Source organism: Hymenobacter convexus, assembly GCF_030580955.1.
In the GTDB taxonomy this organism is placed as follows: domain Bacteria; phylum Bacteroidota; class Bacteroidia; order Cytophagales; family Hymenobacteraceae; genus Hymenobacter.
The window spans coordinates 87,660-104,708 of sequence record NZ_JAUQON010000010.1; the positions used below are offsets into that span (position 1 = coordinate 87,660).

Annotated in this window: 15 protein-coding genes; 7 read left to right on the forward strand and 8 right to left on the reverse strand. The window is 66.1% G+C overall.

Translation table 11 applies throughout. The features are described 5' to 3' along the window. Positions 1-74 precede the first annotated feature (74 nt). The 4 genes from Q4S41_RS19495 (at position 75) to Q4S41_RS19510 (ending at position 3,331) form a co-directional block, all read left to right on the forward strand. Complete coding sequence (locus Q4S41_RS19495; protein WP_305032804.1) at positions 75-617, forward strand: hypothetical protein; 543 nt, start codon at positions 75-77, stop codon at positions 615-617. After that, positions 617-1,303: a polysaccharide deacetylase family protein gene (locus tag Q4S41_RS19500; RefSeq protein ID WP_305032805.1), complete on the forward strand. Its 687-nt coding sequence runs from the start codon at positions 617-619 to the stop codon at positions 1,301-1,303. The genes Q4S41_RS19495 and Q4S41_RS19500 overlap by 1 nt, the downstream gene beginning before the upstream one ends. Continuing rightward, positions 1,300-2,406, forward strand: coding sequence for a glycosyltransferase (locus tag Q4S41_RS19505; protein WP_305032806.1), 1,107 nt, complete (start codon positions 1,300-1,302; stop codon positions 2,404-2,406). The genes Q4S41_RS19500 and Q4S41_RS19505 overlap by 4 nt, the downstream gene beginning before the upstream one ends. Positions 2,407-2,563: 157 nt before the next feature. After that, a complete protein-coding gene (locus Q4S41_RS19510; RefSeq protein WP_305032807.1) occupies positions 2,564-3,331 on the forward strand; it encodes a TatD family hydrolase in 768 nt (255 codons plus the stop codon). A 150-nt stretch (positions 3,332-3,481) separates the two neighbouring features. Here the strand turns inward: Q4S41_RS19510 and Q4S41_RS19515 are convergent, their stop codons facing one another. The 4 genes from Q4S41_RS19515 to Q4S41_RS19530 form a co-directional block, all read right to left on the reverse strand. Next, positions 3,482-3,841: a hypothetical protein gene (locus tag Q4S41_RS19515; RefSeq protein WP_305032808.1), complete on the reverse strand. Its 360-nt coding sequence runs from the start codon at positions 3,839-3,841 to the stop codon at positions 3,482-3,484. Positions 3,842-3,913: 72 nt separating this feature from the next. After that, the gene (locus tag Q4S41_RS19520) at positions 3,914-5,224 is read right to left on the reverse strand and encodes a PAS domain-containing protein (protein WP_305032809.1); all 1,311 of its coding nucleotides are present in this window, start codon (positions 5,222-5,224) and stop codon (positions 3,914-3,916) included. Between the two features lie 73 nt (positions 5,225-5,297). Further along, positions 5,298-5,660 carry a hypothetical protein gene (locus Q4S41_RS19525; protein WP_305032810.1) on the reverse strand — a complete coding sequence of 121 codons (363 nt, stop codon included), beginning with the start codon at positions 5,658-5,660 and terminating at the stop codon, positions 5,298-5,300. A gap of 54 nt (positions 5,661-5,714) precedes the next feature. Beyond that, on the reverse strand, positions 5,715-7,037 hold the full coding sequence (locus tag Q4S41_RS19530; RefSeq protein WP_305032811.1) for a PAS domain-containing protein: 1,323 nt from the start codon (positions 7,035-7,037) through the stop codon (positions 5,715-5,717). Between the two features lie 282 nt (positions 7,038-7,319). Here Q4S41_RS19530 and Q4S41_RS19535 point away from each other — a divergent pair, with 282 nt between their 5' ends. After that, positions 7,320-9,569, forward strand: coding sequence for a TonB-dependent receptor (locus Q4S41_RS19535; RefSeq protein WP_305032812.1), 2,250 nt, complete (start codon positions 7,320-7,322; stop codon positions 9,567-9,569). A 264-nt stretch (positions 9,570-9,833) separates the two neighbouring features. Here the strand turns inward: Q4S41_RS19535 and Q4S41_RS19540 are convergent, their stop codons facing one another. The 4 genes from Q4S41_RS19540 to Q4S41_RS19555 form a co-directional block, all read right to left on the reverse strand. Next, the gene (locus Q4S41_RS19540; protein ID WP_305032813.1) at positions 9,834-11,948 is read right to left on the reverse strand and encodes a PAS domain-containing sensor histidine kinase; all 2,115 of its coding nucleotides are present in this window, start codon (positions 11,946-11,948) and stop codon (positions 9,834-9,836) included. Between the two features lie 312 nt (positions 11,949-12,260). Next, a complete protein-coding gene (locus Q4S41_RS19545; protein WP_305032814.1) occupies positions 12,261-12,959 on the reverse strand; it encodes an outer membrane beta-barrel protein in 699 nt (232 codons plus the stop codon). Between the two features lie 173 nt (positions 12,960-13,132). Next, positions 13,133-13,837 (reverse strand): outer membrane beta-barrel protein, encoded by a 705-nt coding sequence (locus Q4S41_RS19550; RefSeq protein ID WP_305032815.1) that lies wholly within the window; start codon positions 13,835-13,837, stop codon positions 13,133-13,135. 166 nt (positions 13,838-14,003) lie between these two features. Next, positions 14,004-14,717: an outer membrane protein gene (locus tag Q4S41_RS19555; protein WP_305032816.1), complete on the reverse strand. Its 714-nt coding sequence runs from the start codon at positions 14,715-14,717 to the stop codon at positions 14,004-14,006. A gap of 271 nt (positions 14,718-14,988) precedes the next feature. On the opposite strand from Q4S41_RS19555, the gene Q4S41_RS19560 reads away from it, so the two are divergent. Together Q4S41_RS19560 and Q4S41_RS19565 are read left to right on the forward strand one after the other, a co-directional pair. Beyond that, positions 14,989-15,705: a hypothetical protein gene (locus tag Q4S41_RS19560; protein WP_305032817.1), complete on the forward strand. Its 717-nt coding sequence runs from the start codon at positions 14,989-14,991 to the stop codon at positions 15,703-15,705. A 195-nt stretch (positions 15,706-15,900) separates the two neighbouring features. Further along, entirely contained in the window at positions 15,901-17,013 is a 1,113-nt protein-coding gene (locus Q4S41_RS19565; protein WP_305032818.1) for a sensor histidine kinase, read from the forward strand. Positions 17,014-17,049: the final 36 nt, after the last annotated feature.

The following is a 17,049-nucleotide window of genomic DNA, read 5'->3' on the forward strand; positions in this document are numbered from 1 at the left end:
GACGGTCCTTTTGCCCACTATTCATTCCTCGTTCTTCATTAAGCAAAGCGCCTTGGTTACTTTTGTAGCTCTTTATGGCGCGTCTGCATTCCTACAATTTTACCCACGTGCTGCTGCCGCAGCTGGCCTGGCGCCGCCCGGCTTCGGTGCGCCGCGAGTTGAGCGACCCGTACCTGGCGCGGGAGCTGCTGCAGTACGTGTGGGAAAAAGCGGCCGAAAACATCCCGGCTCCTGATAAAGTAGCGCCCCGGGGCCTGCGCCTGAGCTGGCACGAAGTGGCCGGCCGCGCTACGGCCCTGTTGCATCTGCCGCCGCCCCAGGCCACGATGGAGGCTTACTTTTCGGCTTTGGTGTACGAAGAGGATGACGAGCCCGAAACCGAAGCCGATGAAAAGCGCCCGCGCTATTTCACCCTGGAAGCCACGCTGGGCCTGAGCGGCCCCGCCGGCGCGCCCACCCAGATAGGCGAATGGGCCGGCGACACGCACCGCCACCTGGGCCGGGGGCCGGCCGCCGGCCAGCCCGATACCGCCGCCGCTTTCCTGGCCGTGCTGGCGGCTGTGCTGGGCCCGCTGCCCGACACGGAAGTTCCCTTCATGCACATCGTGCGCTCCTGATGCGGCTGGGTTCCCGGCTCGAAGCGGCTTTGCTCACCCGGCCGCCCAAGCTACTGCACGCCCTGCTGCCCGGCTGCGAGTGGACCGGCCCGGCCGCCACGCCCACCGGTGCCCCCACGCTCTACCTGACTTTCGACGACGGCCCCATTCCCGAAGAAACGCCTTGGGTGCTGGAGCAGCTGGCCCGGTACAACGCCCGGGCGGCCTTTTTCTGCGTGGGCGAAAACCTGGGCCGCCACCCCGACATTGCCCGCGCCGCCCTGGCCGCCGGCCACCGCCTCGGCAACCATACCCAGCGCCACCGCAGCGCCTGGAGCCAGTCGCGCACCGATTATCGGGCGGATGTGGCCGAGTGTCAGCACATCCTTAGTCAGCTGCTGCCTGCCGCTTCTACAGCAACGGAAGCTGCGGCGCCACTTTTTCGCCCGCCCCACGGCCGGCTGACGTGGCCGCTGCTGCCGCTGCTGCAACAGGATTACCGGGTGATTATGTGGTCGGTGCTGACCCGCGACTACGACCCCACCTTAAGCCCTGAGGATTGCCTGCGCTACACGCTGGCCGCCGTGCGCCCCGGTGATGTAATCGTGTTCCACGACAGCCGCAAGGCCAGCGCCCGGCTGCGCTTCGTGTTGCCGCGCGTGCTGGCACATTTTGCCGAGCGGGGCTTTCAATTTCTGGCGCCGTGAGTGGGTTGCTGCTGGCTTTTTTGCTGCTGTGGCTGAGCAGTCTGGCTTACGCTACCTGGCGCTTTGCTGCCCGGCTCGGTGCCCACCCGGCCGGCCCGCTGCCCCAGCCGCTGCCGCGCGTGAGCATCCTCATTGCCGCCCGCGACGAGGAAATGGCCCTGCCGCGCTGCCTGGCCAGCCTGCGGCAGTTGAATTATCCCGCCGAGCTGCTCGAAATTCTGGTGGGCGACGATGCCAGCACCGACCGAACCGCTGCCGTGGCCGAGGCCGCCATGCAGGGCTTCGCGGGCCGGTTCCAGGTCATTCCCATCACCGAAAACCTGGGCCAGGCCCGGGGCAAGGCCAACGTGCTGGCTCATCTGGCGCGGCACGCCACCACCGAATACTTCTTTATTACCGACGCGGATATTCATCTGCCCATCAGCTGGATAGAGTCCTTGCTATCGCATGCGGCACCGGGCGTGGGCACCGTCACGGGCATCACGGCGGTGCGCGGGCCGCGGCTGTTTCATCAGTTACAGGGCATCGACTGGCTGCTTTCGCTGAGCCTTGTGCAAGTGGTGAGCGAGCAGGGCCGGCCCGTGACGGCCATGGGCAACAACATGCTCGTGACCCGTGCCGCCTACGAGGCCACCGGTGGCTACGAGGCACTGCCCTTTTCCGTGACCGAGGATTTTGCCTTATTCCAAGCCGCCGTGGCGCGCGGCTTCGGCTTCCGGCACGTGTTCAGCGCCGCCGCGCGGGCCGATTCTTTGCCCATGCCCAACTGGCCGGCCCTGCTGAAGCAGCGCCGCCGCTGGCTGCGCGGCGTGGAAGCCCTGCCGCTGGGGTTGCGTTTGCAGCTGCTGATTTTCAGTGGTTTCTGGCCGGCGCTGGCGGGGCTGGCGCGGGTGGCGGGGACAGGGCCAGCGCTGGTAGTCTGGGGCGGCAAGGTGCTGGTGCAGGGCACGTTGGCCTATCTGGGGCACCGCCGGGCGGGGCTGCGGCTGCCGTGGTGGTGGCTGCCGCTGTTCGAGCTTTATACGCTGGCGCTGACCATTAGCATCATCGGCTTCCGGGTTTTTGGCGGGGCCGTGGTGTGGAAGGGGAGACGATATGAATGAGGGGTTGATAAGAACTAAAAGAACGTCATGCTGAGCGCAGCCGAAACATCTCTACTGGGAGTAGTAAATAAATTACTTGCGCAGTAGAGATGTTTCGGCTGCGCTCGGCATGACGTTCTTTTGTGCTCTCTTTCCAGATTCCTGATAACCCAACAAAATGCACATCACCGACTCGCACGCCCACCTCTACTCCGAACAATTCAAGCCCGACCGCCTCGACGCCCTGCGCCGGGCCCAGGAGGCTGGCGTGCGCACCATCGTGATGCCCAACGTGGACCACAGCAGCATCGACGCCATGATGGAGCTCGAAGCCCAGGCGCCCGAAACCTGCTTCGCCATGATGGGCCTGCACCCGTGCTCCGTCACGCGCAGCTTCGAGCAGGACCTGTACGAGGTGGAAACCTGGCTGGGGCGCCGGCCCTTCGCCGCCGTGGGCGAGTGCGGCCTCGATTTGTACTGGGACAAAACCCTGCTGGCCGAGCAGCAGGAGGCCCTGAAAATCCAGCTGGCAATGGCCAAGAAGCACAAGCTGCCCATTGTGCTGCACACCCGCGAGGCCTTTGCCGAAACCGTGGCCCTGGTGGAAGCGGCGCAGGACGGGACCCTGCGGGGCGTGTTTCACTGCTTCTCGGGCACGCCGCAGGAGGCCGAGCAGGCCATCAAGCTGGGCTTTATGCTGGGCATCGGGGGCGTGGCCACGTTCAAGAATGGCGGGGCCGACAAGGTGCTGCCGGGCATTGGCCTGGAGCACCTGCTGCTCGAAACCGACTGCCCCTACCTGGCGCCCGTGCCGCACCGCGGCAAGCGCAACGAGCCCGCCTACCTGCCGCTGGTGCTGCGCCGCGTGGCCGAGCTGCTGGGCAAAGACGTGGCCGAAGTGGCCGAGGCCACGACGCGCAACGCGGCAGCGCTGTTCAATTGGTAGTAGGAGAGAGGGGAAAAAAGAACGTCATGCAGAGCGCAACGCAATCAAAAAACAATTAGCAACTGCGGGCAAGATGCTGCGCTGCGCTCTGCATGACGTTCATTTAATCCGGCCTGACGTTCTTTCCGGCGGGCCTGAAAAAACGACTGATTACGCCACGGCCGCACCCATTTCCAGACGGGTTAGCAGAACTTCGATGTGGTCGGCGAAGGTGTTGATTTGGTCGAGGCCGGCGCGCGATTCTTCGATGTGGCCGCGGGTGTAGCTCGTGACCAAATCCTGGCCTTTGGTGAGCATTTGCTGGAGCACGCGCTCGATTTCGCGCACCTCGGGCTGGCCGCCCAGGGTGGGCTTCACGGAGGTTTGCAGCCACTGGCCCAAGGGGTTTTCGCGCAGCGAAAAGAGGGCGGGTTCCGCCTCACGCACCCCGTAGAGGACCGAGCGTAGCCGCGACTTGAACAACACCTGCTTCACGCGGGCCTGCTGAAAGTCGAAAGAAGTGAGGGCCATGCGGGGAGGGGTAAGCGAAACAGTAGGGAGAAGCAGGCGGGCAAAGCCATAATTGGGCCACAATGCGCGGCCTTAAAGGCCAATGCTGCCGCTGAGGCGCTCGAGCGCCTGCCGGGCCACCACCAAATCCGTGACTTCGTAGGCAAACACCATGATGCCGGCGGGCTGGTCGTTCTCGCGGAACTGCTGGTAGATGAAGTTGAAATACGTGTCCTTGAGCGTCTTGCTGGCGTCGCGCTCCAACTGCATCAGCATTTCGTTGCCGCGGAAGGTTTCGCCGGTCCGGTATACGTTGTCGAGGATGTCAATGATGCCCTGGTCTTTCACTTCGGGCAGCACTTCGGCCACGGTGTGGCCCAGCAGCTCGCGGTGCGGGAACAGGAGCTGGTAGTTGGGGTTCACAAACTCGTAGCGGTGCTCCGGGCCGCGCAGGATGCAAATCATGGCCGGCGCCTGCATAAACAGCTGGTGGTAGGTTTCGCGCTGGCCTTCGGCTTTCTGGTAAAGCTGGTAGGCCTGCTCGGCCAGCACGGCCTGGGTTTCGTTGGCATCCAGGAGCTCCTGCACCATCTGGCGCTGCTCGTGGATGTCGGTGGCGCCGCCCACCCACAGGTTGATGTTGCCCTGGGCGTCGCGCCGGGGCGTGGCCCGCACCAGAATCCAGCGGTACTGGCCGTCGTGGCGGCGCAGGCGGTATTCCACCTGGTACAGCTCGCCGGTTTCCACTGATTTTTGCCAGGTAGCCAGCACGCGCTCCCGGTCGTCGGGGTGGATGCTGGTGCTCCACTGCGCACCCATCTGCTCCTCCTGGGTGCGGCCGGTGAAGGCCAGCCAGCGCGAGTTGAAGAAGTCGCGGTTGCCGTCGGGCGTGGCCGTCCAGATGAGAACGGGCAGGTTTTCGAGCACAAAGCGGGTGCGGTCCTGCGATTCGGCCAGGGCCGCCTGGGCGCGGGCGGCTTCCTGGGCGGCGCGGTACTGCTCCGTGATGTTCTGGGTGCGCTGCAGGATGTATTCGAGGTGGCCCTGCTCATCAAGCAAGGGGTAGTGCGTGGCCTGCCAGTACATTTCCTCAAAGCCGCCGCCCTGCTCGGCGGGCTTGGCCAGGTCGTAGCGAATGACGGGCATGGCGTGGGGGGCCAGGTGCTGGCGCACGTATTCGTGCGAGGCGGCAATGATGTCGCCCTGGTTCTGGTCGACGGACGGGTAGGCGTCGAACATGGACCGGCCCACGGCCTCCTCGCGCGGTTTCAGCGACGCGGCCACGTGGCCGTCGGTGTTGTCGACAATGGTCGCATCGGGGGTCATCAGCAGGAAATTATCCGGGAGCGAGCGAAACAAGCGCTGGTAATCGACGGAGGTTGCGGGTGCAGACGTGGCAGGCATAAGGCAAAAAAACGGTTGGCAAAACCGGAACAATGCGTAAAAGTAAGGAGCGCGGCCCGAAGGCCCCCGCCTGCTAGGCGGCGGCCGTGTAGCCGCGCTCCAGGGCCGTGAGCAGGGCCTCAATCTGGTCGGCAAAGGCATTCACCTGGTCGAGGCCGGCGCGGGCTTCTTCAATCTGGCCGCGCTGGTAGCGGGTGGCCAGGGTTTCGCCGGTGCTGAGCATGTGTTGCAGCGCCGTTTCCAGCTCGCGCACTTCGCTGCGGCTGCCCAGCTCGGGGCGCAGTGAGGTGCGCACCCACTGGCCCACGGGGTTGTCGGCCACCGAAAAGAGGGCGGGCTCGGCCTCGCGCACCCCGTAGAGGACCGAGCGCAGTCGCGACTTAAACAACACCAGCTTCACGCGGGCCTGCTGAAAGTCGAAGGAGGAAAGAGCCATTGGAGAGCTTAAAAATCGAAATAGAAACCAGCAACGTGGGACAGTGGCGGAGCGCTAGGCCAACGGCTGCCCACCGGCGTCGGGGCCCTGTTTGCGCAGCTTTTCGAGGGCTTGGCGGGCGCGCACGAGGTCGGTGACTTCGTAGGCAAACACCATGATGCCGGCCGGCCGGCCCTGCTCCTGAAACTGCTGGTAGGTGAAGTTGAAATACGAAACGCGCAGCTCCTGGCTGGCATCGCGCTCCAGCTGCAGGGGCAGCTCGTGGGCGTGGAAGGTTTCGCCGGTCTGGTACACCTTGTCGAGAATGTCGATGATGCCCTGGTCTTTCACTTCGGGCAGGGCCTCGGCCACCGTGCGGCCCAGCAATTCGCGGTGCGGGAAAATCTGCTGGTACACCGGGTTCACGAAGTCGTATTTATGTTCTGGGCCGCGCAGGATGCAAATCATGGCCGGCGCCTGCATAAACAGGTTGTGGTAGGTAGCGCGTTGGGTTTCGGCCTGCTGATAGGTCTGGTAGGCCTGCTCGGCCAGGGCGGCCTGGGTTTCGTTGGCGCCCAGCAGCTCCTGTACCATCTGGCGCTGCTCGTGAATGTCGTTGGCGGCACCCACCCACATGCTGATGGCGCCGCGGGCATCGCGCCGGGGCGAGCTGCGGATGAGCAGCCAGCGGTACTGGCCGTCGTGCCGGCGCAGGCGGTACTCGTACTGGAAGGGCGTGCCGTCGGCCAGGGCCTTTTGCCAGCCCTGCACCAGGCCGGCGCGGTCGTCGGGGTGGGTGAGGGAGTTCCAGTCGAGGGCCAGCATCTCGTGCAGGGTCTTGCCCGTGAACTCCAGCCAGCGGGGATTGAAGTAGTCGGGCGTGCCATCGGGGCGGTTGGTCCACACCAGCACGGGCAGGCTTTCGAGGATGAACCGGGTGCGGTCCTGCGCCTCGTTGAGCGCTTGCTGGGCTTCGGCGGCCTGGGCGGTGGCCCGGTGCTGGGCCGTCACGTCCTGCGGAATCTGCAGAATGAACTGCAGTTGGCCATTGGCGTCGAGAAGGGGGTAGTGGGTGAGCTGCCAGTACCGTTCCTCGGTGCCGCCGCCCAGCTCGGCGGGGCGCTCCAGGTCGTAGCGCAGCAGGGGCATGGTATCGGGGCGCAGGGTGCGGCGCACCTGCTCGTGCGAGGCGGCCAGGTTGCGCTGGCTGTCGGGGGCCGAGGGAAAAGCGTCGAAAATGTTGCGGCCCACGGCCTGTTCGCGCGGCAGCATCGACACGGCCACGTGCTCATCGGAGTTGTCGAGCACGGTGCCATCGGGCGCTAGCAGCAGGTAGGAGCCGGGCAGGGCATGAAACAGGGCGCGGTAATCGATGGCAGCAGCAGTGGCAGTTGTCATGGGCAACGACGGGTTTTCGGCTTTGAAGGTAGCAGGACGCGCATGAGGTGGCTGTGAAGTTTGGCCCCCCGGCCCCTGAAGTGCTGCAAAGTTACCAGCTCGGCCCATGCGGGGCCGCTTCACCCCAAACGGCCCGCCGTCCGATAGGTTCGGTTTTCTCGGCCAGCGGTTCGTCTTTCTCGGCCGGCGTTCCATCTGCCTCGGCCAGCGCTTCGGCGCCTTTTAGTTGAAGGCTGGCGGGCGCGGCCGGCACCTTTGAGCCATCACCTCGCCGCTGGCCCCATGAAAACTCCGCTACTCCCGCTGCTCCTGCTGCTGAGCACCGCCCCCGCCGCCATCCTCGCCCAAACCCCCAATTCAGCCATTCAGCCATCCGCCCATCCAACCATTGAAACCAGCACCCGCCTCAGCGGCACCGTGCGCGATGCCGCCGGCCAGCCCCTGCCCGGCGTGAACGTGTTCCTGAAAACCACCTTCGACGGGGCCAGCACCGACTCGCTGGGCCGCTTCGCGTTCAGCACCGACCGCGCCGCCGGGCCCGCCGTGCTGGTGGCCACCTTCATCGGCTACGAGCCCCAGGAAACGCTGGTGACCCTGGGCACCGGCCCCATTCACCTGCCCAACCTGCGGCTGAAAGCCAGCCGCGCCGCCCTCGGCGACGTGGTGGTGACGGCCGGCGCCTTCGAGGCCAGCGACGAAAAGCGCAGCGCCGTGCTCAAGCCCCTTGACATCGTGACCACGGCCGGCGCGCTGGGCGACATTGCCGGGGCGCTGAACGCGCTGCCCGGCACCACCCGGGTGGGCGAAACCGGCCAGCTCTTCGTGCGCGGCGGGGCGGCTTCCGAAACCAAAACCTACCTCGACGGCCTGCCCGTGCAAACGCCCTACGGCAGCGCCGTGCCCAACGTGGCCTCGCGGGGCCGGTTTTCGCCGTTCCTCTTCAAAGGCACCGTGTTCAGCACCGGCGGCTACTCGGCCGAGTACGGGCAGGCCCTGAGCGCCGTGGTGGCCCTAAACTCGACCGACCTGGCCCCCGAAACCATGACCAGCGTGTCGGTGATGAGCGTGGGCGGCAGCTTGGCCCGCACCAAGCGCTGGGACCGCACCAGCCTGGCCGTGAGCGCCGACTATTCCAATCTGGCTCCGTACTTCAACCTCGTGCCCCAAACCTTCGGCTGGGTACGCGCCCCGCTCAGCCTGGGCGGCACCGCCAAGCTGGCGCACAAAGTAGGGGAGGCCGGCCTGCTGAAAGTGTACGGTACCTACGCCAGCCAGCGCCTAGCCCTGCGCCAGCCCGACGCCAACCCCGGCTTCGAGGCCGGCCACCCCGTGGCCCTGGCCAACGACAACCTCTACCTCAACGCCAGCTACCGCGCCCCGCTGCGCCGCGGCTGGAGCCTGAACACCGGCCTGGCCCTCACGCAGGACGACAACCTTGTGCGCCCCGACGTGCAGACCGTGCGCGACCTCGACCGCTCCGCCGTGGCGCGGCTGGTGCTCACCAACGACTCGGCCAGCACCTGGTTCAACCTTAAAATGGGCCTCGAAGGCTACGCCCAGCGCTACCGCCAGCAGTACCAGCCCTCGGCCGAGGCGCCCACCCGGGAGCTGGCCGTGGACGAGCAGCGTGCCGCCGCCTTCGCCGAAAGCGACCTCGTGCTGAGCCACCTGCTGGCCGCCCGCGCCGGCCTGCGCACCGAGTACTCGGCGCTGCTGGGCCTCTTCAATGCCGCGCCGCGCCTAGGGCTGGCTTATAAAACCGGCGCCAACAGCCAGCTTTCCGCCGCCTGGGGCTACTTCTACCAAACGCCCACCACCGACCTGCTGCGCATCAGCCACGCTCTGCAGTTTGAGCGGGCCGAGCATTGTATGCTGACTTACCAGCGCCAGGTGCAGGAGCGCATCCTGCGGGCCGAAATCTACCAGAAGAACTACGCTCAACTCTCCACCTTCAGCGCCGCCCAGCCCTTCAACCCCGCCACTTACCAGAACGCCGGCAGCGGCTACGCCCGGGGCCTGGATGTAATGTTCCGGGACCGCACCACCTTCAAAAAGGCCGATTACTGGGTGAGCTACGGCTTTGTGGACACGCGCCGCCAGTTCCGCCAAGACCCGGTGATGGCCGTGCCCACCTTCGTGGCCCGGCACAACCTGAGCGTGGTGGGCAAGTACTGGGTGCAGAAAATCCACACCCAGGTGGGCTTCACCTACAGCTGCGGCTCGCCCCGCGCCTACAACGACCCCAACCTGCCCGGCTACAACCAGAGCCGCCTGCCCGCCTACCAGGACCTGAGCCTGAACGCGAGCTACCTCACCCACTGGTTCGGGCAGTTCACCATCGTCTACGTGTCGGCCTCCAACGTGCTGGGCCGCTCCAACATCTACGGCTACACCTTCGCCGCCCAACCCGATGCCAGCGGCCAGCTCCGCAGCGCCGCCGTGACGCCCGGCGCCCCGCGCATGCTGTTCGTGGGCGTGTTCATCTCCATCAACAAGAAGACCAAGGTGGATTTGAACGAGCGGCCGGAGTAGGAGAGGGCGGGTGGCGCAGGGCAGCCACCCTCGACGCCATTCAGGCTGTGACGGCCCGCAAGGCCGCCCTGCCCAATTAGAGCCGGGGCCAGAAGGCGAAGCCCACATGAACTGAAACAGAACGTCATGCTGAGCGCAGCCGAAGCATCTCTACCGCCGCAGTAAATCCAATCGAACGGATTGCGTTGCGCGGTAGAGATGCTTCGGCTGCGCTCAGCATGACGTTCTGTTTTGAGTGGCTAAAGCTCAGTCTTGTTCGCCCCCCTACGCCGGCAGCATCACCCGGAAGGTGCTGCCCACGCCCGGCTCGCTCTGCACCTCGATGGTGCCGCCGGCGTTTTCAATCAGGCGCTTCACCATGAACAGGCCCACGCCCGAGCCTTCGACGTGGGTGTGCAAGCGGCGGAACATCCCGAAGAGCTGGCCCTGCTGGGCGGCGCTCAGGCCCAGGCCGTTGTCCTGCACTTCGAGGGTGAGGCGGCCGGGGGCGCAGTGGGCGCGCAGTTGCACCTGGGCCGGCCGGGTGGGGGCGCGGTACTTCACGGCGTTCGAGAGCAGGTTGTAGACCACCGAGCGGAGGGCTTTGGGGGCCACGCGCACGGCGTCGCAGCCGTCCAGGGCCACGGTGAGGGCGGCCGGGGCGGCCTCGATGAGCGGGGCCAGGTCGAGGCGCACGTCCTCGATGAGTTCTGCCAGGTCCACGGTTTCGGCGGTTTCGGACTGCTGGAGCTGGGAAATGTCGGTGAGGTGGCCGATGGTTTGCTGGAAGCGGGCCACCGAGCCCTGCATCAGGTTGAGGAGGCGCGCCACCAGGGGGGCGGCCAGCACCTCCGGTGGCAAGTCGTGGCGCAGGGCCAGCAGCAGGCCCTCAATGTTGGCGATGGGCACCTTGAGGTCGTGCGAGGCCGTGTAAACGAAGGTGTCGAGGTCGGCGTTGGTGCGGGTAAGGCGGTGGTTGGAGTAGTTAAGCTCCTGGTTGGTGGCCTGGATTTCCTGGTTGCTGGTGGCCAGCTCCTCGTTCAGCTCCTGCACGTGCTGGCGGGCCCGCACCTTGTCGGTCACGTCCAGAATAAACGCCAGAATGCCCTGCGGCTGCTGGTGGGCGTCGAACAGTGGCTGGTAGATGAGGTCCACGTAGCGTTGCTCGGCCTGGCCGGTGGCGGGGTCGAGGAGCATGATGGGCGTATCGCTGCCGATGAAAGGCTGGCCGGTGGCGTACACCTCGTCGAGCAGCCCGATAAAGCCCTGGTCTTTCACCTCGGGCAGCACGTCGGCCACCGTCTGGCCCAGCACGGTGCGGCCGGCCGTCAGGGCCTGGTACTGGTCGTTGAAGTAGGTGTAGCGGTGCTCGGGGCCCATGAGGGTGGCAATGGAGGCCGGTACCTGGCGCAGTATCTGGCCCAGCAGGGCCTGCTGGGTGCGGGCGTATTCGCGCTGCTGCTCGGCCTCAAACTGCGCGGCGCGGGCCTCGGCCGAGCGGGCCGTCACGCGCATTTCCAGCTCGTCGTTGAGCTGTTGCATCTGCTGGCGGGCGCGCACCTGGGTGGTGGCGTCGGTGGCTACTACCATCACCCCGCGCACGCTCCCGTCGGCTTCGTGCATGGGCACGTACACAAAGTCCCAGTACAGGGTGTCGCGCCGGCCGTTGCGGTCGTGCTGAGCTTCCATGCCGTGGGCCACGTAGGGCACGCCGGTGGCCATCACCTCATCGAGCAGCTGCTCGTAGCCCATGCCGGCCACTTCGGGCAGCGCCTCGAACAAGCCCTTGCCGAGGATGTCGCGCTGGCTGCGGCCCCACAGCCGGCACACGGTGGGGTTGGCCAATTCGATGACGTAGTTGGGGCCCCGGTACACGGCAATGGCCAGCGGGGCCTGCTCAAACACCCGCTGCAGCTCGGCGCGCTGGCGCTCGGCTTCGGCGTGGGCGGCCTGCTCGCGGGCGCGGCTTTCGCGCAGGGCGGTTTCCACAGCCGTGCGCGGGCCCTGGGCCGCATCGAGGAAGCTGGCCACTACCTGCCCGGCGTGCCGGCGGGCTGCCACCTGCAGGAAGGTAGTGGGCTGGTCGGGGTGGTAGTGCAGGGGCAGCTGGTCGGGGTGGCCGGTTTCGAACACGCGGCGGTAGAAGTCGAACAACCCGTTGCCAAAGGCGTTGGGAAAATGCGTTTGCAGGGTGCCGCCGGGCTGCTCGGCCAGGCCCGTGAGGCGCTGAGCGGCGGGGTTGAGGTAGTCGAGTTGGAAATCGGTAATTGCGCCGCCCTCGGCCGCCCAAACGGGGCGCAACAAGTTGATGGGCGCCAGCGACACTTCCAGCACGGCGCGCAGCAGGTCGTCGGGGGCCGGGGCGGCGTGGGGCGGGGCAGAAGCGGAAGAATCAGGCATTGGGCGAATAACGAGCGTCTAGTAAGGGCGGGGGGCCATTGGCTAGCGCGCCGATGAACCCCAAGCTGAGCTGTATTCGACAAAACCGCTCACAACGTTTTCGGGCTTGGGCCGAAGCGTGGCGGAAGCAGCGGGCACGTCCTCCCGGCCTGAGCAGTCAGATACAGCTGCCAAGTGATGAATGGTGGAATAAAAATCTGTTTTATAGGCTATTATGTGTCGATATTCGCCGTTGGCGCTAAATCCTGTCTTGCGCAAAAACGGCCGCCCCCAACCGGGAGCGGCCGCCGCTGGCAGGTGCCGGAACGCGCCCTACCGCCGCCCAAACCGGTAGCGCAGGCCCAGAGCACCGCTCCCGGTGAGGCCAGCCCGGTAGTTCTCGGGGGGCGAAGTGAGGGAGCGGTTGAGCAGCAGGTCGAGGGTGAGGTCGAAGCGGGGGCTGAGGCGGTAGCGTGTGCCCAGTCCGGCCGTAATGAGCAGGGCGTTGTCGGAGGCGCGGTCGTCGTAGGAGTTCTCGTTGCGGCGGCCGCCGGTGCTGTCGATGTAGGTGCCGCGGTCGGTGCCCCGGCGGTGCTCCAGGGCGAAGCCGCCCAGGGCATCGAACTGCAGGCGGTGCCCGGGCTTACGGGTGAGGGTGTAGCGGGCCAGCACCGACACGGACGTGTTGCGGTTGCTGCTATTGCCCGCGTATTTGTAATAGATACCCTTGTTGCTGTTCAGATTATAGAAATAACCGTCGCCGTTATACGTATAGGCCGAGCTGCTGTAGGCCAGGCCCACCTGCACCGCCAGGCGCGGGCGCAGCTGGTAGCCCGCCGTGAGTTGCAGCGGCACGGCCAGGCCCGTCACGCCCGGGTGGCGGCCTTCGAGGGGTTGGTAGTAGCTGCTGTAGGCCGCCAGCCCCACGTAGTAGCGCGGGGAGGCCGGGGCCGGTTCGGCAATGGTTTGGGCGTGGCCGAGCAGCGGCAGGGCCAGCAACAGGCCACTCAGGGCATGACGGGAAAGGAGCATGAGCAGAGAAGGAAAAGGTGTGAGAATACCGCTTAGATGCCGTTGGGCAGCCCGCCGTTGCATGAGCCCGGACAAAAAGCGCCAATTGTTCGGCCCGGCCCGAAGCGCATAAAAAAAGCCGCCTTGCCGGAGCAAGGCGACTCTGGGAAGCGGTGCGGAGGAGCCGCTATTGCTCAGCGCTGGCCGAAGCGGTAGCGCAGGCCCAGCGCGTTGCTGAAGCTCAGCCCCTTGTAGAGGTAGGACTGGTCGGACCAAACGCCGCCGTTCAGCAGCAGGTCGTAGGTCAGGTCGAAGCGCGGGGCAATGCGGTAGCACACGCCGGCGCCCAGGCTGAGCACCAGGTTGTTTTGGGCGTACCGGTAGTCGTAGGGGGCGGTCACGAACGTATTTTGCACGCTATCGGAACGGATGCCTTTGCTGTGGCTGCTGCTGCGCTCCAGGGTCAGGCCGCCCAGCGCGTCGAACTGCAGGCGGTGGCTCAGGTTGCGGGTGAGGGTATAGCGGGCCAGGGCCGATACCGACGTCCGGCGGCTGGTGTAAGCCCCCTTCGATTCGGTGTAGCCCGCTGGGGCGTTCATGGTGTAGTACACGTAGTAAGCCGTGGCATAATCCTGGGAAATACCGCTGTAGGCCACGCCCAGCTGCACGGCCAGCCGGGGCCGCAGCTGGTAGCCGGCCGTGAGCTGCACCGGCACCCGCACTTGCGCGCCCGTGCCGAGGTATTCGCGGCCGAAGCGCTGGTAGTAGCTGCTGTAGGCACCCAGGCCCACGTAGAAACGGGGCGCCGCCGTGGCATCGGTAGCAGGAGAGGTTTGGGCGTGGCCCAGCACGGGGGCGGCCAGCAGCAGCGCGCCCAGGGCAAGTCGGGAGGAAAGCATGGGGATAGGAAGGAATGAATTGAAGGACCTGCCTCGATGACCCTTTTGGCCCGGCATGCGTTGCATCAACCCCCGGAATTCCTGCCTCTGCCCGCTGGCTTCACCCCAATCCTCGCCCATCCTGAAAAAGCCGCTGGGCTTCTCCCCGGCAGCTTTTGCCGTTCCATTACAGGCCGCTGGGCCAGGGCTGGCCGAAGCGGTAGCGCACGCCCAGCGCCGTGCTGCCGGTGAAGCTGCCGTAATAGGCCGGGAAGGTCAGGTTGCGATTGGTGGCGATGTCGAAGTCGAGCGTGAGCCGGGGATTGAGGCGGTAGCGCAGGCCCAGGCCAGCCGTCAGAAGCACGTAGTTGGTGGCCACGTGGTTGGAAAAGGCGATTTCCTGGTCGGGGCCCGTCGCCAGGTAGGTCTGCGAGCCCCGGGAGTAATAGCTGCTGCGCACCAGCGTGGCCCCGCCCAACACATCCACCTGAAAACGCTGCGTAGGCTCGCGCTTGAGGGCATAGCGGGCCAGGGCCGTCACCGAGGCCACGCGGCTTGTGGTGGTGTTGCGGTAGTGGTAGTAAGTGGGCGTGTTGGTTCCGGAAGAGATGTAATAATCGGCGAACTCGTAGGTGGCGGTGTGGCCCCGGTAGGCCACGCCCAGCTCCAGGGCCAGGCGCGGGCGCAGCTGGTAGCCGGCCGTGAGCTGCACCGGCACCCGGAAGCCGGTGTAGTCCGGCTGCCACACCCACAGGTTCTGGTAGCTGCTGTGGAAGGCGGCCAGGCCCACGTAGAAGCGGCTGGCCGGCGCGGGGGCGGCGGCCGGGCCCTGGGCGAAACTCCGCAGCGGCAGGGCCAGCAGCAGGGCGCCAACGGCAAGGGGAGGGTAGGGGAGCGTCATGGGAAGGAAATAAGGAGTGGAAAGATGATTTAAATATCGGAGCAACGCGCCGGATGGCCAACCCCGGGCACGTCTAACTGGATTGGGCCGGAGAATATTGCCGGCCACCGGGCCGCGCCCCGGCCGCACGGGCCATCGGCCAATCCGTCGGTTCATCCGCTTCATCCGACGCTTCGGCAACGGGAAGTTGAAGGCTGCCCTGGTGCGCGACCACCTTTGAATCATCAAACACGGCAACCCCGCCGCGCCACTTCAACCCCCGCTCAATTCCATGAAAACTGCCCTGCTCACCCTCGCCCTTGCCGCCGCTTCGCTCGCCGCCGCGGCCCAGTCGCAACCCGCTGCCGCCGCCGCGCCTGCCGCCAGCGCCGCGCCCGCCGATGCCTACACCGCGATGCTGGCCGCCACCATTGCCGAGCAAAACGCCGCCGGCCCTGCCGCCCTGCCCGCCAACGTGGCCAAGCTGGAGCGCGCCGCCAGCGCCCGGCCTGCCGACTGGCTGCCCCGCTACTACCAGGCCCGCGCCTACCTCAAGATGGGCTTTTCGGCCCAGGGCGATGACCTGAAAGACCAGAACTTCGACTACGCCCAGGCCGCCCTCGACCAGGCCAAAAAGCTAGCCGGCCTCAACCAGGCCGAGGTGCTGGTGCTGCAAGCCTACATCTACCAGGGCCGCATCATGGTGAGCCCGATGACGCGCGGCATGGTGTACGCCGGCCGCGTGAGCGAGGCCCTGGAAATGGCCCGCAAGCTCGACCCCACTAACCCCCGCGTGTACCTGGTGCTGGCCAACGACCTCTATTACCGTCCCGCCATGTTCGGCGGCGGCCCCGATAAGGCCAAGCCGCTGTATGAGAAAGCCGCCGCCCTGTTTGCCACCTTCAAGCCCGCCGGCCCGCTCAGCCCCAACTGGGGCGAGGGCAACGCCACCGCCCGCCTCACCGAAATCAACGCCGAACTGGCCAGCTCGGCTGCGGCCACAAAGTAAGGCCCGTGGTGCGGCGTAGAGCGTCGTGCTGAGCGCAGCCGAAGCAGCCCTACCGCAGTAGTAAATCCGGTCGATTGGATTGCATTGCCCGATAGAGATGCTTCGGCTGCGCGCAGCACGATGGGCTTTTTATACCCCGTAACACCCGCATCCGGCCTCTTTTCTACCGTCCGAAGCCTTTTGGCCTTTACTTTGATGCCTACCTCATTGTCACTCTCCGTGCCCCAGGCCGATTCTTCGTCGACGTTTACGAATGGCTACCTGCCCCGGCCCCGCTCCCGGGCCGGCTGGTGGAAGTCGCTGCGGGTGATGCTGCTTATTTCGACAGCCCTCACGGTCATCCTCAACCCGGGCTCGCTCACTGATGGGCCGCGGCTGGCCATCACCTTCGCCATCACTTTTGCTTACGGGGCCGGGCTGTGGTTCGTGAACGGCTTCGCGGTGGACCAGCTCGACGGCCGCATTTCCTGGGCCGAGCACCCGCTGCGCCGGCTGCTGGTCACGCTGGCGGTGTGCGTGGCGGGCTCGGTGGCCGTCATTTTGCTGATTCAGGCCGCCTACCTGCTGCTGGTGGTGCACGAGCCGCTGGCGCAGCTCTGGCGCCCGGCCATGTACGGGCAGGTGTTGGTGCCGCTGGCCATCACGCTCATCATCTCGCTGTTCAACCACAGCCGCTCGTTTTTTCTGAGTTGGCGCGAAGCCGCCGTGCGCGCCGAGCGCGCCGAAAAAGAAACCGCCGTGGCCCGCCTCGACTCGCTGCGCCGGCAGGTGGACCCCCACTTTCTGTTCAATTCGCTGAACGCCCTGACCTCGCTGGTGGAGGAAAACGACCCGCCCCGCGCCGTGCGCTTCATCCGCCAGCTCTCGCAGGTGTACCGCTACGTGCTCGACAGCGAAAGCCAGGAGCTGGTGCCGCTGGCCGACGAAGTGCGCTTCGCCGAAAACTACCTGGCCCTGCAGAAAACCCGCCTCGGCGACGCCTTAGCTGTGGAAATGGACCTGCCGCCAGCCGCCCTGAACGCATTTTTCGTGCCCCCGCTGGCTCTGCAGCTGCTGCTCGAAAACGTCATCAAGCACAACACCGCCTTCCAGGCCGACCCCCTGCGCGTGGCCGTAACGCTGGACGCCGCCGCCCACACCCTCACCGTGCGCAACACCCGCCGCCCGCGCCGCCTCGCGCCCGGCGAAGCCTCCGGCCAGGGCCTGAAAAACCTGGCCGCCCGCTACGCCTTTCTCACGGAGAAGGCGGTGGCGATAGGGGAGGAAGCGGGCGAGTTCGTGGTGACGCTGCCGCTGCTGGTGCTATGAAACTGTGTTTAGTGGAACGTCATGCTGAGCTTGTCG